Annotated in this window: 11 protein-coding genes; 1 reads left to right on the top strand and 10 read right to left on the bottom strand. The window is 53.1% G+C overall.

Annotated elements, in window-relative coordinates; all coding sequences use genetic code 11:
- Positions 1-37: 37 nt before the first annotated feature.
- Complete coding sequence (locus tag ACTVDO_RS07800; RefSeq protein WP_020959434.1) at positions 38-1,384, bottom strand: MDR family MFS transporter; 1,347 nt, start codon at positions 1,382-1,384, stop codon at positions 38-40.
- Positions 1,385-1,576: 192 nt separating this feature from the next.
- Between ACTVDO_RS07800 and ACTVDO_RS07795 the strand changes: the two genes are divergently transcribed.
- Positions 1,577-3,100, top strand: a complete 1,524-nt coding sequence (locus ACTVDO_RS07795; RefSeq protein ID WP_020959433.1) for a glycine betaine uptake BCCT transporter — start codon at positions 1,577-1,579, stop codon at positions 3,098-3,100.
- A 202-nt stretch (positions 3,101-3,302) separates the two neighbouring features.
- Here the strand turns inward: ACTVDO_RS07795 and ACTVDO_RS07790 are convergent, their stop codons facing one another.
- The 9 genes from ACTVDO_RS07790 to ACTVDO_RS07750 form a co-directional block, all read right to left on the bottom strand.
- The gene (locus tag ACTVDO_RS07790) at positions 3,303-4,328 is read right to left on the bottom strand and encodes a C40 family peptidase (RefSeq protein ID WP_020959432.1); all 1,026 of its coding nucleotides are present in this window, start codon (positions 4,326-4,328) and stop codon (positions 3,303-3,305) included.
- Positions 4,329-4,530: 202 nt separating this feature from the next.
- The gene (mutL, locus tag ACTVDO_RS07785; protein WP_020959431.1) at positions 4,531-6,465 is read right to left on the bottom strand and encodes a DNA mismatch repair endonuclease MutL; all 1,935 of its coding nucleotides are present in this window, start codon (positions 6,463-6,465) and stop codon (positions 4,531-4,533) included.
- Between the two features lie 13 nt (positions 6,466-6,478).
- On the bottom strand, positions 6,479-9,226 hold the full coding sequence (mutS, locus tag ACTVDO_RS07780) for a DNA mismatch repair protein MutS (protein ID WP_041267879.1): 2,748 nt from the start codon (positions 9,224-9,226) through the stop codon (positions 6,479-6,481).
- A gap of 95 nt (positions 9,227-9,321) precedes the next feature.
- A complete protein-coding gene (locus ACTVDO_RS07775; protein ID WP_020959429.1) occupies positions 9,322-9,870 on the bottom strand; it encodes an outer spore coat protein CotE in 549 nt (182 codons plus the stop codon).
- Between the two features lie 401 nt (positions 9,871-10,271).
- Positions 10,272-10,703, bottom strand: coding sequence for a RicAFT regulatory complex protein RicA family protein (locus ACTVDO_RS07770; RefSeq protein ID WP_020959428.1), 432 nt, complete (start codon positions 10,701-10,703; stop codon positions 10,272-10,274).
- Between the two features lies 1 nt (position 10,704).
- The gene (gene miaB, locus ACTVDO_RS07765) at positions 10,705-12,276 is read right to left on the bottom strand and encodes a tRNA (N6-isopentenyl adenosine(37)-C2)-methylthiotransferase MiaB (protein ID WP_442901299.1); all 1,572 of its coding nucleotides are present in this window, start codon (positions 12,274-12,276) and stop codon (positions 10,705-10,707) included.
- A 230-nt stretch (positions 12,277-12,506) separates the two neighbouring features.
- Positions 12,507-13,373 (bottom strand): 2-oxoacid:ferredoxin oxidoreductase subunit beta, encoded by an 867-nt coding sequence (locus ACTVDO_RS07760; RefSeq protein ID WP_442901298.1) that lies wholly within the window; start codon positions 13,371-13,373, stop codon positions 12,507-12,509.
- A complete protein-coding gene (locus ACTVDO_RS07755) occupies positions 13,340-15,112 on the bottom strand; it encodes a 2-oxoacid:acceptor oxidoreductase subunit alpha (RefSeq protein WP_020959425.1) in 1,773 nt (590 codons plus the stop codon). The genes ACTVDO_RS07760 and ACTVDO_RS07755 overlap by 34 nt, the downstream gene beginning before the upstream one ends.
- 171 nt (positions 15,113-15,283) lie before the next feature.
- The gene (locus tag ACTVDO_RS07750; RefSeq protein ID WP_020959424.1) at positions 15,284-16,207 is read right to left on the bottom strand and encodes a dipeptidase; all 924 of its coding nucleotides are present in this window, start codon (positions 16,205-16,207) and stop codon (positions 15,284-15,286) included.
- Positions 16,208-16,244: the final 37 nt, after the last annotated feature.

Below are 16,244 nucleotides of genomic sequence, written 5' to 3'. Positions count from 1 at the left end.
TTAACATGTTTCGACCTCACGCATGGCCGTTATTCCGTTACGCCGTCCCTTCCGGCTGCCAATTCCCCCTGGCCTCGGCCTCATCACGGATAAAAAACGACGTAATCAGAGCGACGATGCTGCCGGCCAGGCCAAATAAAAACAAGTGGTGAATGCCGGCCATAAATGTCGGCGCTCCAGCCAAAAACGCCCCCATGACCGTGACGCCGATCGCCGTGCCGATGTTGCGGCAAAACATAAAAAAAGATGTCGCGATGCCCTTTTCATGAGCATCGGCGAGCTGCTGCGAGCCGATGACACCGACCGTTGACGTCAAGCCGAACGACAGCCCTTGAACAAACATGATGAAAAAGACGTACCAAAATCCGTGGCTTTCATTCAACAAGGCTAGAAGCAATCCCGAGATCACAAGCAGCACGTTGCCGATGATCAGCAGCGGGCGATAGCCATAGCGCAAAATCCATTTCCCGGCCGGCACGGCGGCGATCATCCAGCCGACCGATGAGCCGAGCAAAGCGACGCCGCTTGCAAATACGGACAAGTGGGCGACATTTTGCAAAAAGAGTGGAATATAGCTTGATGTCCCAAACAAGGCAACACAGCTGACAAACCCGTTGATGTTCATCCACTTCAGCGTCCGGTGATGGACAAGCGCCATCGGCACAAGCGGGGATGGCTGCCGTTTTTCAAAATAATAAAAAACAATGAGCAAAAGCGCCCCGGCCGCGCCGTACCACCATTGCCCCCGCTCGACGACCGTGACGAGCAAAAGCAGGCTAATCGCCGCCGCAAACAGCGTTGCCCCGGCATAATCGACCGCCGCCCGCTTCGGCTCGTACACTTCTTTATATGGAAGGAGCGTCAACAGGGAGAGCAAGCAAATCGGAATGTTGACATAAAAAATCCAGCGCCATGTCGCATACTCGACAAACAGCGAGCCTAAAAGCGGCGCCAACACGGCGGAAAGCCCCCACATGGCCGTAAAAAACGCCTGAATTTTCCCGCGTTTTTCCACAGGAAACAAATCGCCGGCGATAATGGCCGGAAACGGCATCATAAACCCGGCCCCCACCCCTTGCACGGCGCGGAACAAGACGAGCTGCACCATGTTTTGCGACAAACCGCAAAGAAGCGAACCGATTAAAAATAATAGAATGCCGAAGCTGAACACTTTTTTGCGGCCGAATAGATCGGACAAACGGCCGGCGATCGGCGACAGGACGGTCGTCGTAATCATGTACGACGCAAACGTCCACGCATAAAGAGAAAAATCCCCGAGCTCTTTGGCAATGATCGGCATCGTCGTGTTCATGATCGTCGTGTCCATCGACGCCACAAGCATCGCCAAGATGATGCTCACCATAACAGACAGGCGGCTGTTCATATACTGTCCTCCCTTTTTTGGATCATCTATGAATATTTTATTTTACACGAGAGAATCATATGGCACAAAATTATATGCGCAAAAAGTCGATCATTTGTATTTGCTTCCACCTTTTGTTACCATAAAAAATGGTTCCAAAACGGCTAACCTGATGCCCATTAGTGGACTATGCAACGAAGAAGGAGGAGTGAGATGCAAAAAACGACAACTGTCTTTTACATTTCGATCGCCATTGCCGTGCTGTTTGTCATTTGGGGAATCATCCCGAAAACTTGGCTGCCGCACTACAATTTAAATGACGTGAGCAGCGCTGTCCACGCCTTTCTCATCAACAAGTTCGGCTGGTTTTATTTGCTCAGCGCTTCGCTTTTTTTGGCATTTTGCTTGTTCTTGATTTTTTCCCGTTACGGGAACATCCGTCTCGGCCGCGATGGAGAGAAGCCGGAGTACAGCTATATGACATGGTTTGCCATGCTGTTTAGCGCCGGGATGGGAATCGGGTTAGTGTTTTGGGGAGTAGCTGAACCGTTGTCCCACTATTATACGCCGCCAACCGGCGAAGGAGCGACGGCGGAAGCCGCCCGTTTAGCCATGCGCTATTCGTTTTTCCATTGGGGGCTTCATCCATGGGCCATTTATGGGGTTCTTGCCTTGGCGCTTGCTTACTTTCAGTTCCGCAAACGGGAGGCCGGCGTCATCAGCCGCACGCTGCGCCCGTTGTTTGGCGCGCGAACGGAAGGCGGCCTCGGGACAGCCATTGACACATTGGCTGTGTACGCAACCGTCTTTGGCGTCGCCACCTCGTTAGGGTTGGGGGCCATTCAAATCAGCGGGGGATTGCAGCATCTGTTCCCGGCCATTCCAAACACCTTTTCAACCCAATTGATCGTGATTGTCGTTGTCACCGTATTGTTCATGCTTTCTGCGCAAACCGGGTTGAATAAAGGGATCAAATGGCTGAGCAACATCAATATCGCGCTGGCGTTTCTGCTCATGTTTTTCATGCTGTTTGCCGGCCCGACGAATTTCATTATGGATGTATTTACAGCGACAATCGGGACATATTTACAAAATTTGCCTTCTATGAGTTTTCGTCTTAACCCGTTTGAACAAAATGATTGGCCGAAAGTATGGACGATCTTTTATTGGGCATGGTGGATCGCTTGGGCACCGTTCGTCGGGACGTTTATCGCCCGCATTTCCCGGGGGCGCACGATTCGCGAATTTATGATCGGCGTCCTGGCCGTCCCCACAATTTTCAGCGCCCTTTGGTTTTCCGTCTTCGGCGGATCGGCGCTCTATTTGGAACAGTTCCAGCATGCCGGCATCGGCGAGATCATGAATGAAAAAGGGATAGAGACGGCTCTGTTCTTCACCTTTGAGCATTTTCCGCTCGCTTCGCTTCTTTCCGGGCTGGCCATTTTGCTGATTTGCACGTTTTTTGTCACATCGGCCGATTCAGCCACGTTCGTGCTCGGCATGCAGACGACAAACGGCAGCTTGAATCCGCCGAATTCCGTCAAGTTCGTCTGGGGCATCGTCCAATCAGCGGCAGCGGCCATTTTGCTTTGGACCGGCGGCCTAGAGGCGTTACAAACCGCTTCGATTATCGCTGCGTTCCCGTTTGCGATCATCATGATTTTGATCGTTCTTTCCCTCATCCGTTCATTCCAGCAGGAAGCGGCGCGAAAGGCGCAACAACCTGTCCAATCGTGATCAAAGGGGCTGACCCGAAACGTAGGTGCGTTTTGGATCAGCCCCTTTCTTATGATGATCTGTACTAAACGATGGACAAAGCGGTTCTTCTCTGCCAGCATGCCGGGCAAAAACGTTGCAAAAGAAACATGCAAAAAAAGCCGCCCGCCAAAGCCGTCAACGGACTTTGTGCGGACAGCCTTCCGCCGCAGCCGATCATATGTTAGTTGAGCACCCGAACCGCTTTCACATACCGTGTTTTCCAATACGATGACGTAAGCGATGAATACGTAACGCCGAGCGAAACGGTAGCGTTGATCATTTGTCCGTTGCCGGCGTAAATGCCGACGTGGTTGATCGTGCCGTTTGAATCGGTGTCAAAAAAGACAAGGTCGCCTTTTTGCAGTTGGTTAAACGACACCGCCCGTCCGGCTTGCGCCTGCGCGGCCGAGGAACGCGGCAGCGAAATGCCCGCTTCGCTAAAGACGCGCATCGTAAACGACGAGCAGTCAAAGACGTCCGTGCGCGACGGGCTTGCCCCGTATAAATATCTCGCCCCTAAATATTTTTCGCCGATCTCGATGATCCGATCCGCGAGTGAAGCAGAAGACTCGGCGACAACCGGTTGGGCAACGGATGCTTGCCGCTCGGCTTGCTGCACGTCGGTCGTTCCGCCGGCTACTTTAATGGCTTGTCCGACGCGGATGACGTTCGGGTTGGCAATTTGCGGATTGAGCGACAATAACCGGTCAATACTTATTTGGAATTTTTTTGCAATCCCCGATAGTGTGTCTCCTTTTTGGACAATGTACTGACCGTTGACAGCCGCAGCCGCCGGCTGCACTGTATATGTACGTTTGTCTGTCGTTCCGCCCGCCACTTGAATCGCTTGCCCAACGCGGATGAAATCGGGGTCCGCAATGCTTGGATTCAGTTTGAGCAACGCTTCGACCGACGTCCCGAACTTGCGGGCGATTCCGCTTAACGTATCGCCGGACTGGATAGTATATGTATTGGAAACGGCTTGCCTACTTTCGCTTTGTCCATTGACTTGCAATACTTGACCTGGAAAAATGAGGTCAGAAGACAAACCGTTTTGTTGCTTTAACCGATCGACTGTCGTATCATATTTCCTCGCAATCTTCCAAAGCGTGTCTCCTTTTTGCACCGTATAGCCCGCGGCCGAGGCGGCATGGCCGGCCAATAATGATCCAATCAATGTTCCAGTAAGTAGCAGTGTTTTTTTCATGCTGTATCCCCCTATGACATCAAGTTGACATTCCTCTATTTCTTTAGGTAAATTTCGCTATCACTCTACAAAATTCGCCATGTATTCCTGTACATGAGCCATTATAGTAAAATACAAACAGAGCGTCTGTAACAGAAAGAATAAAAGTAGATTACAAAACGATTACAAAAAAACGCTCCCTTGTTACAACAGGGAGCGCCATTTACATTACCCGTTTAAACAGTTTTTCAATTTCATATGTTGAAAAATGAACGATGACCGGCCGGCCGTGCGGGCATGTAAACGGATCGGTCGTTTGCCGCAGCGTTTCTAACAGGGCGAACAATTCATCGGTGCGCAAATGGTGATTCGCTTTAATGGCGCGCTTGCAACTCATGACGATGGCGGCTTGCTCGCGCAGCTTCTTTATATCGACCGTTTTGGCCGCCAGCACGTATTCAATCATTTCTTCAATGATTTCTTTTTCTTTCCCTTTTGGAAACCACACAGGGTGGGAACGAACGAGAAACGTCCGTGGACCGAATGGCTCAAGAAACACACCGCAGCGGGCGAGCTCGTCACGGCGGGCGGCGATTCGCTCGTATTCGTTGGCCGGATATTCAAATGTGAGCGGAACGAGCAGCTCTTGCACTTCGTTCGTCACGTCCCCAAGTTTTTCCCGGAAATATTCATAATTGATCCGCTCCTGTGCTGCATGCTGATCGATCATATACAGCCCGTCTTCGTTCTCGGCCAAAATATAAGTGCCATGCAACTGGCCGATCGGATACAGCGGCGGAAGACGATCGGTCACCCGTTTCCTCTCTGTTCCATCGGCCGGCAGACGCGTTGATGTCGGTGCTTCCCCCACCTCATCAGTTGACTTCGATTTGGAAGCGGGCAAATTGTTGGCATCGCCCGCCTCTCTTTCCGAAATTACCGGCGTCCCGTCTTCTTTCTGGGCGGCGGGCGCATCATTCCGACCGACTGCGGGCGGCTGGGCGGCCCACCGTTGGTTGGCCGGAGGCACCGCCGCGGTCACACTTCCGGTTCTCTCCGTCTCCTTGTCGGGCTGGACGGCCGGTTCATGAACGCGGTGGGCAAACGTCCAAGCCGCTTGCTCCGCCTTCGCTTTGGCTGCCTTGCTGTCGGCGGGGATAGACGGGATGAGCGTCCGCTCGCGGAACGCGCGGCGGATCGCATCAGTAATAAGCGCATGCAACTCAGCTTCTTTGCTAAAACGGACTTCGAGTTTCGCCGGGTGCACGTTCACATCGACGAGCACTGGATCCATTTCAATCGCTAGAAATACAATCGGATAGCGGCCGACCGGCAACAATGTATGATAGCCGGCCTCAATGGCCTTCATGAGCGGCATGTTGCGCACGTAGCGTCCGTTGACGATAAGCGATATATAATTGCGCGAAGCGCGCGTCACTTCAGGCAGCGAAACATAGCCGTGAACGGCAAAGTCAAGCGACTCCGCTTCAATAGGAATCATTTGTTTCGCCGTTTCCATACCGTAAATGGCAGCGAGCACATGCCGGACATCGCCGCCGCCGTTTGTCGCCAGCAGCGTTTTGCCATGATGGCGAAGCCGAAATGACACGTCCGGATGAGCAAGCGCCAACCGGTTGACGACATCGGCCGCATGACCGAGCTCGGTATGGATCGTTTTCATATATTTTAGCCTAGCCGGAGTATTGAAAAATAAGTTTGATACCGTGATGTCGGTTCCTTTACGTCCGGCTGCCCGCTCGCGGGACACGAGAGCGCCGCCTTTTAACACAAGCTTCGTCCCCGATCCGCGGCCCGTGCCGGTCGTCAACTCGACTTCCGACACGGACGCGATGCTTGGCAGCGCCTCGCCGCGAAAGCCGAGTGTGCGAATGCGGAACAAATCGTGCTCATCTTGAATTTTGCTTGTCGCATGCCGTTCAAACGCAAGAAGGCAATCGTCTTCCTCCATTCCGTCACCGTTGTCGATGATGCGGATTTTCGCCATCCCGGCTTCCTCGAGTTCAATGTCAATGGCTGTGCTATGGGCGTCGATGGCGTTTTCGACGAGCTCTTTCACGACCGAAGCCGGCCGTTCGACAACTTCGCCGGCGGCAATTTTGTTTGCCAGCTGATCGTCGAGCTTGCGGATGCGCCCCATCGTCCCACCTCCGTTACCTCAGCAATTTTTGCAGTTCATATAGCTTGTTTAACGCCTCAAGCGGCGTCATCTCAAGCAGATTGATCGTCCTTAACGCCGCCAGTACCTTTTTCTCTTTGCCGGACAAGTGCGACTCCGCAGGCGTCGGGACTAAGTCCGGAAACATGCTCAATTGTTCGAAGGCCGCTTCGTTTACAGCGTCGGCCGATGCCGCGCCCGCCCTACGCCCGGCTTCCCGCTCAACGCTTCGCTCGGCAGCGCGGCCAGCGGACGATCCTGCGTCCGATTCCAACCCGCTTTGCCGCCGCCCGAAAGCCTCTTCCGTTAATGCGTTATCCTCCCGTCCGGCTTCCCCTTCAAGCCCGCGTTCAGAGGCGCCGTTTCCAGCCGGTCGCTCGAGCTTAGCTAAAATGTCCCGGGCGCGCCGAATGAGGGGCGCAGGCAGCCCGGCCAGCTCGGCGACGTGAATGCCGTAACTGCGATCGGCCGGGCCATCGGCGATTTGGTGCAAAAAGACGACTTTTCCGTTTTCTTCAACGGCGCGGGCATGGACGTTGCATAGCCGTTCGAGCGAGCTTTCCAACGCGGTCAGCTCATGATAATGCGTGCTAAACAACGTCTTCGCGCCGATATGATCGTGGATGTATTCAATCATCGCCTGAGCGAGCGCCATGCCGTCGTACGTCGATGTGCCGCGCCCAATTTCATCGAATAAAATGAGGCTGTTTTGCGTTGCATGGGCGATGGCGCGACGCGCTTCGAGCATTTCCACCATAAACGTGCTTTGCCCTGCCGACAGGTCGTCAGCAGCGCCGATGCGGGTGAACACTTGATCAAAAATCGGCAATATCGCCCGCTCGGCCGGGACGAAGCAACCGATTTGCGCCATGATGGCGGTGAGCGCCACTTGCCGCATGTATGTGCTTTTCCCGGCCATATTCGGCCCGGTGATGAGCAGCATTTCCCGCTCGCGATTCATATAGCAGTCGTTCGGCACGTACGTTTGCGCGCCAAGCACTTTTTCCACGACCGGGTGACGCCCCCGTTCGATGGACAAGACGCGCTCGGCGGAAAACTGCGGGCGCACGTAGCGGCGTTCGTCGCTCACCGTCGCCAGCGACTGAAGCACATCGAGCTCGGCAACGGCTTTGGCGAGCGTCTGCAGGCGTGGGATGTATTGCTTCACGTGCTCGCGAATGGCGACAAACAGCTCGTACTCGAGCTCGATGCTTTTTTCTTCCGCTTCTAAGATAAGCGTCTCTTTTTCTTTCAACTCGGCTGTAATGAAACGCTCGGCGTTGGCGAGCGTCTGTTTCCGTTCGTAGCGCCCTTCCGGGATGAGGGGAAGGTTCGGCTTCGTCACTTCAATATAGTAGCCGAATACGCGATTATAACCGACTTTGAGCGATTTAATGCCGGTTGCCTCCCGCTCTTTCGCCTCGAGTTCGGCGATCCACGCTTTGCCGTTGCGGCTCGCATCGCGGTAGCGGTCAAGCCGCTCATCATACCCGTCTTTAATGATGTTTCCTTCTTTGACGGAAAGCGGCGGCTGCTCTTGAATGGCGCGCTCGAGCAAACCGATGAGCTCTTCACACGGATCAAGGCGACTGCACAGCTTGTCCGCTTCAGCAAGCGGCAAACCGCTTACCGTCTGGCGGAGAGCCGGCACTTGAGCGAGCGATTTCTTCAACTGCACAAGATCGCGGGCATTGGCGTTGCCGTAGGCGACGCGGCCGACGAGCCGCTCGATGTCATAGACGCCGCGCAGCCCATCGCGCAGCTCATGCCGTTCAAAATAGGACGTTTTCAACGTTTCCACAAAATCGAGGCGCCGTTCAATTTCACTCCGGTCAATAAGCGGCCGGTCAAGCCATTGCTTCAAGAGGCGGCCGCCCATCGCCGTCACCGTTTCATCCAACAGCCATAAAAGCGAGCCTTTCCTCCCTTTTGACCGCACCGTTTCAACTAACTCTAAGTGCAGCTTCGAATGCCGATCCATTTTCATATACTGATCGACTTGGTACAACTCAGCCGCCTGCAGATGATCGAGCTGCCGTTTTTGCGTGCGGATGAGATAATGGAGCAAGCGGGCGACGGTCGCCCGCAGCTTTTCTTGCGTCACATGGCCGGCAACGCTGCTCCATTCGTCCCGCAGCGATGTTTCGTCTTCATATGAGACGGCCGCTCCGTACCGTTCTTTCAGCTGTTGCACCCACTCGGCAGCGCTGTCGGAGCCGATGACGACTTCCCGCGCCCCGATGGCATGCAGTTCGTTCACTGTCTCCTCCCACGAAGAAAGGAGCGTCAGCCGGACTTCGCCGGTCGACAAATCGGCGTAAGCCAATCCGTATGTACCGTCGGCAAACGGCGTCAACGTCGCTAAATAATGGTTTTCTTTCTCGGTGAGCCCTTTGCCCTCCATTAGCGTCCCGGGGGTGATCAGCTGAACCACTTCGCGGCGCACGACGCCTTTTGCCGTTTTCGGATCTTCCACTTGTTCGCAAATCGCCACTTTATAGCCTTTTTCCACGAGCTGTTCAATATAGCCTTGCGCCGAATGGTACGGCACTCCGCACATCGGCACCCGTTCATCGCCGCCTCCGTCACGGCTTGTCAGTGTGATTTCCAACTCTTGCGCCGCCTTTATGGCGTCATCAAAAAACATTTCGTAAAAGTCGCCAAGCCGGAAAAACAAAAACGCGTCTGGATATTGCGCCTTAATATGCAAATATTGTTGAATCATCGGTGTATACGATGGCATCATTTCTCCCCAACCTTTTCGGCCGGCCGGCCGTTGATTGCGCTACTATTATAACAAGCGGCAAAAGAAAAAACTAGGAAAGAAATTTCCTAGTTTTACTCTTCTTCACCGAGCAACAAATCCGGGCTTAAATCTTCCAATTCTTCATCAAGGTCGTCATCGTCACAAAAATCGTCATCTTTGCCGCATCCTTCCGGGTTGATGGCGACACACACTTTTGTCTCGCCGATCACTTCCGCGACAAACTCCCGCTCGACATCGACGACGATTTTGTTGCCGTTCGGCGAAATGGTGCATTCCAAGCAGTTCGGCTGCTGGATGACGCGGACGATCACGTCGGTGTCATCGCTAATCAAATTGTCTTTATCGCGATATTTTAACTTCACAACGTCCGTATACGAGACGGTTTCGGTAACGACTTCTGTTCTCGTATTGTTGTTGTATGAATACCAGACGTTAATGTCGTAGTGGCCGTGAATTTCGACCGTTTTATCGCATTTTTTCGCTTCATAGCGGTGGTTGATAATCCAGCAGCCAAGAATGCTCGACGGGCGGTTCGGCGCCGTCACCGTATGGGTCGATTGCGTAAATTTGCGGCCTTTGCCGACAACGGCTTTCGTAATAATTTCTCTGTATTCAGACATCGAACGGAACCCTCCTCAAATGAATCTTCATTTCATCCTATGCGTGATCTCCGCTAATGTGCACAGCAAATGAATCATTATTCCGTATAGTTCATTGTATGCACTCGTTCCGTTCAATGTGCCTGCTTTTTCACCATCTGTCGGCCGCCTTAGGAGGAGGCTTCTCCAAAAAACTGCCCGTCTTCAAGGGAAAGACAACATATCGTCTAACGGAGACATTCAGCATGTGTCAAAAAAGGCCCGGCGCCTTTGGAATTCTCTTCGGGACGGCACCTTCCAACAAGGAAAAGGCTCCATCGCAGAGACACCCGGGCTAGGGATCGGCTTCGGCTCATGAACAAAAAAAGCGCCCGAAAGGACGCTTTTTTGTTCGTTCATGGCAAACATGCGCCATAAACGCGTCAATGGCAGCCGCCATGCTTGTTGTAGCGAAGCGCGGCCCCCGTTTCGCCGCGCAGCACATCGCCGCCGGTCGAAGCGAGAATTTCATCGGTCACCGTATTGGAAATCGTCGAGGCGACGAGCTGAAGCAAGTCGTTGACATCGGTTTGCGATTGTTGAAACTCGCTGACAATCGGAATTTGTTCGAGCTGTTCGTAAATGGCGTCAATTTTCGCCTCGACGCGCTTCAGCGCTTCATGTTTGCCGTAATGCTGCAAGTTTACGGCTTGTTTTTGCAGCGATTTTAATTCATTAATCAATGCGCTCACTTTTTCGTTTTGGTGGATTTTTTCTTCCGCCCGCTTGAAAAAGTCGACCTCTTCCGTTTCGGCGATCATTTTTGCCAGTTGCTTTGCCTGCGCCAAAATCTCGTCCCGCGTATATTTTGCCATCTTAGTTCACCTCGATCGCTTCATTCACTAATTCGCCCGTCAGTGTCCACGTTTTCGCCTGCGTAATGCGCACGTTGACCAATTGGCCGACGAGCGATTTCGGGCCGACGAAGTGGACAAGTTTGTTTTTGCGCGTATAGCCGGCCAACACATCCGGGTTCGTTTTGCTTTCACCTTCAACGAGCACTTCGACGATTTGCCCTTCGTATTGCTTCATTTTTTTCGCCGCCATTTCTTGAACGAGGGCGTTTAGGCGTTGAAGACGCTCTTTTTTCACGTCCATCGGCACGTTGTCATTCATTTTTGCCGCCGGGGTGCCTTCACGCGGCGAGTAAATGAACGTATACGCCGAATCAAACTCGACTTCACGGTAAAGCGACAACGTTTCTTCAAACTGCTCGTCCGTTTCGTTCGGAAAGCCGACGATAATGTCGGTCGTCAACGCGACATCCGGAATGGCCGCTTTAATTTTGCGGACGAGTTCCAAATACTCCTCGCGTGTATATTTCCGCCCCATCATTTTCAAAATTTCCGTGCTGCCCGATTGCACCGGCAAATGAATATGTTCGACTAAATTGCCGCGCTTGGCAAGCACTTCGATGAGCCGGTCGTCAAAGTCGCGCGGATGGCTTGTCGTAAAGCGGATGCGCGCAATATCGATTTTGCGCAGCTCGTCCATTAAATCGCCAAGGCCGTATTGGATATCGGCGAAGTCTTTCCCGTAGGCGTTGACGTTTTGCCCGAGCAGCGTAATTTCTTTGTAGCCTTGGGCCGCGAGCTGGCGCACTTCTTGGATGATGTCTTCCGGACGGCGGCTTCGCTCCTTGCCGCGCGTATACGGAACGATGCAGTACGTGCAAAACTTGTCGCAGCCGTACATGATGTTGACCCACGCTTTAATGCGGCCTTTGCGTGCTTTCGGCAAGTTTTCGACGACGTCGCCTTCTTTCGACCAAACCTCGACGACCATTTCTTTCGACATATACGCCTCATGTAAAATATACGGCAGGCGATGGATGTTGTGCGTGCCGAAAATCATATCGACATATTGGTATTGCTTCAAAATTTTGTTGACGACTGCTTCTTCTTGCGACATACAGCCGCACACGCCAAGCAGCAAATCCGGGTTCGTCGTTTTGAGCGGCTTTAAGTAGCCGAGTTCGCCGAACACTTTGTTTTCCGCATTTTCGCGGATCGCACACGTGTTGAGCAAAATGACGTTCGCCTCTTCCGGACGGTCGGTCGGCTCATAGCCGAGCGCCATGAAAATGCCGGCCATCACTTCCGTGTCATGCTCGTTCATCTGGCAGCCGTACGTGCGAATGTAAAACTTCCGCCCGCGCCCCATGCCCCGGAACTCATCCGGAATCGTAAAGTCTTTCACATACTGCACTTCTTCCTTGCCGCGCTTTTTCGCCTCTTTTAAGTTGGGCGGAAGAAACACGGTAGTGAAATATTTCTCATAGTCTTTCGTCGTTTTTTGTTTCAGCCGATCCAAGTCGGATTTTCTGTCCGCTGGATGGCTGGCTGTTTGAATTTGTCCCGTTTGTTCCAAACGTTGTTTTTCGTTCATAACAATCTCCTTTCCTCGTCAAATGTTTGAACGCACACAGCCAGGCGGCTTTCATTTTCGCGGCCGCCCATGTTGTCTCGGCAAATTTCTTCCATCACACACACTACCATAGTATATCGCGGGTGACAATGAAACACAATGGTTTTTGTTCCGGATGTCCGGAACATGTTATAATAGCAAAAAAACACCCGATGAGGCAAGTCCCCATCGGGCGTGAATCATTTCCATTTTTACATAAACTCCGCGACCAGTTCAGCAAATTTTTCTTTGCTTAGTTTCAAATCCGCTTCAGAAAGCGGCGTCTCGCTGTAACCGGGGACAAGCTCTTGGTACGACTTTTGCTCGTTATTTTGGTAAATCAGCCCGGTGACGAGCCCGTTATATTTCATCACCGTTTGCATCGCCATCTCCCGATTGGATGGATCGTATCCTTCAATGTCGTTCACTTTCAATAAATGCTCTTTAAACCATTCATATGTGTTTACTTTATTGTACGTAACGCACGGGCTAAAGACGTTGATGAGCGAAAAGCCTTTATGTTTGACGCCTTCTTCAATCAAGCTTGTCAGCTCTTTTAAATCGCTTGAAAAGCTTTGCGCAACAAACGTCGCCCCGGCGCTTAACGCGATTTCAAGAGGCGACAAAGCCGGTTCGATCGACCCTTGCGGCGTGCTTTTCGTTTTAAATCCGGCGGCGCTGCGCGGCGATGTTTGCCCTTTCGTCAGCCCATAAATTTGGTTGTCCATGACGATGTACGTGATGTCGATGTTGCGGCGGATGGCGTGAACCGTGTGCCCCATGCCGATCGCAAATCCATCGCCGTCGCCGCCGGCGGCGATGACCGTCAAGTCGCGGTTCGCCATTTTCACTCCTTGGGCGAGCGGCAAAGCGCGGCCGTGCGTGCCGTGAAACCCGTAGGCGTGAATGTAACCGGAAATGCGGCCTGAGCAGCCGATTCCGGAAATGACAGCCAGCTGGTGCGGCTCAAGCCCCAAGTTGGCGGCAGCGCGCTGGATGGCGGCTTGCACGGAAAAATCGCCGCAGCCCGGGCACCAGTTTGGCTTCACATCATTGCGGAAATCTTTAAAGGTGGCCATTGTGCTAACAACTCCTTACATTTGGTATAAACGTCGCCTGGCAGGAATGGATTGCCGTCAAATTTCAAGACGCTGGCGATTTTATCGGCATGCCCGACATTCATTTTCAGCAGGCTTGCCAATTGTCCGGTCGCATTTTGCTCGATGACAACGACCCGTTTCGCTTTCTCGACAAGCGGCCGCATGTCGTCAACCGGGAACGGATGAAGCAGGCGGATGTGCGCGTGGTTGACGTTGACGCCGTCTTGCTCGAGACGCTCAAGCGCTTCCTCGATCGCTCCGCGCGTTGATAAAAAGCCCACAAGAAGCAAATCCGGCTCTTCATGGCGGATGCGCGTATGCACCGGTGTTGGGAAGTGGACGTGTTCGAGTTTGCGCAGCCGTTTTTCCATTTGCGCCTGACGATTTGCTGCTGTTTCCGACGGGCGGCCCGTTTCGGCATGCTCGACCCCGGTGACGTGATGGATGCCGTCTTTTGTCCCCGGCAACACCCGTGGCGATATGCCGTCCGGTGTCAGCTCATATCGCTTGAAGTTGTCCTTGCCGGCAAGCGGCGGCAATTCCCCGGTCACGAGCTTGCCGCGGCGAATTTCGATCCGATCGTAGTCAAGCGGTTCGACCGTCTGTTTGCCGAGCGACAGCTGCAAATCCGACAAGAAAATGACCGGACATTGGTATTCCTCCGCCAAGTTCAACGCCTCTGCCATATCGTAAAACGCTTCCTCGACGGTGCTCGGCGCCATCACGATTTTCGGAATTTCCCCGTGCGTGCCGTAAATCATCGCAAGCAAGTCCGATTGTTCCTGCTTCGTCGGCAAGCCGGTGCTCGGGCCTCCCCGCTGCGTATCGACGACAACGAGCGGTGTTTCCGTCATTCCGGCTAAGCCGATCGCTTCAGCCATGAGCGACAGCCCCGGTCCGGCAGAAGCCGTAAACGCCCGGGTTCCGGCATAGTTGGCGCCGATCGCCATCGTGCAAGCGGCGATTTCGTCTTCCGTTTGAATGACCGTACCCCCGAAATCAGGCAGTTTTTTAATCAAATATTCCATAATTTCGGAAGCCGGAGTAATCGGATATGCGGCCATAAAGCGCGCCCCACCGGCAAGAGCCCCCAAAGCGATGGCATCGTTGCCGATCATAAACATCCGCTGTTTGCCGTCCGCTTTTGCCAGTTTCATAGGCTCAGCGCGCCCGTCCAGCTTCTCTTTCATGTACTGTGCCCCGGCGCGGATCGCTTCCATATTTTTTTCGACGACTTGCGCCCCTTTGCGGGCGAACGTGTCGGCGACAACGCTTTCGAACACGCCGGCATCTAAGCCTAGCACCGCGCTCGTCGCGCCGATGGCAACCATGTTTTTCATCAGTGAGTTGCCAAGCTCCGTCGCGATATCGGTGAACGGAACGGCATAAAGCGACACCCCTTCGCGTTCGGGAATCACCGGGTTGAATTTGGCATCCGCAATGACGATGCCGCTGCTGTGCAACTCGTGAAAGTTGAAATCAATCGTTTCTTGGTCGAACGCTACCAAGATGTCCAAATCATCCGCGACCGCCCGCACCGGTTTCGTGCTGACGCGGATTTTATTGTTCGTATGTCCCCCCTTAATGCGGGAAGAAAAATGGCGGTACCCGTATAAATAGTACCCGAGGCGGTTCAGCGCCGCGGAGAAAATTTCCCCTGTGCTTTCAATCCCTTCCCCTTGCTGGCCGCCTACTTTCCATGACAGCTGTTCGATCATGTTTTACACCCCTTTATGTTCACTACAGCCTCTCGGTATTATTGTATCATTTTTCTGACAAAGCGACTACATTTTTCGCCGTCTCCCACCCGACAATTATATTTTTCCAATGCAGTCAGCGTTCCGCCTTTTATTCTAGGATGAATCAAAGCCTATATTCAATGATATTTATCACTCCGGCAAATGGTCATAAAAATTGCGGAACAAAAAGCGGTCGACTTGCTCAGCGGAGTAATGCTTGTACAACTCATTAACAAGCCGGGTGTACTCCTTGACGGCTTCAAGGCCGGCCACCGTCTCCGCAATGCCGTCAAAATCGGAACCAAACCCGACGTTGTTCGTCCCTCCGAGCGCGCATACGTAGTCGAGGTGGCGAAGCACATCAGCGACCGTTGCTCTCCGTTTGTCCTTCGTTAAAAAGTACGGGACAAAATTGATGCCGATCATCCCGTCTTTTTCAATCAGCGCCTTAATTTGTTCATCCGTCAAGTTGCGCGGGTGCGGGCAGAGGCGATGGGCGTTTGAATGGGAAGCGATCGGGAAACGGGCCGTCTCCACTACATCCCAAAACGCCTTTTCCGATAAATGGGACACATCGACCCATCGCTTCATTTCATTGAGCAGCTCGACAACTTGCCGGCCGAACGCCGTCAACCCGGCGCCGCGCTTCTCCCACGCCCCGTCAGCGACAGCGTTCGGAAAGTTCCATGTCAAGCCGACGGAGGCGACGCCGAGACGAAGGAGCGTCTTTAACTTGACAAGGTTGGCGCCAATCGCATCACATCCTTCGAGCGTCAACATCGCGCCGATCTCCCCTTCTTGAAGGGAGGCGATGTCCCGTTTCGTCCGCACAACTTTCACAGACGGAAACACCTCAACGATGCGGGTGAAGAAAATATCCGCCATCTCAAGCGCCGCCGTGAACCGGGCCTCTTCCGGCACCGTTTCCGGTATGTAAATAGCAAAGCATTGCACTTTCACCCCGGCTTCCGTCATTCCCGAAAGCGTAACATGAAGCGATGGCCCATCTTGAAACGACAATGACCGGTCTTGCCATAGTTTCATCAGTGCGTCACAATGAGCATCAAAAATCATTCGTTTTCCCCCTTAAAAAGCAAAAATAACCTGCCTG

The sequence above is a fragment of the Geobacillus sp. BK01 genome, assembly GCF_052220245.1.
Lineage (GTDB): Bacteria > Bacillota > Bacilli > Bacillales > Anoxybacillaceae > Geobacillus.
Note: the sequence above shows the minus strand (reverse complement) of the source record. Positions and strands in the feature narration are given on the sequence as shown.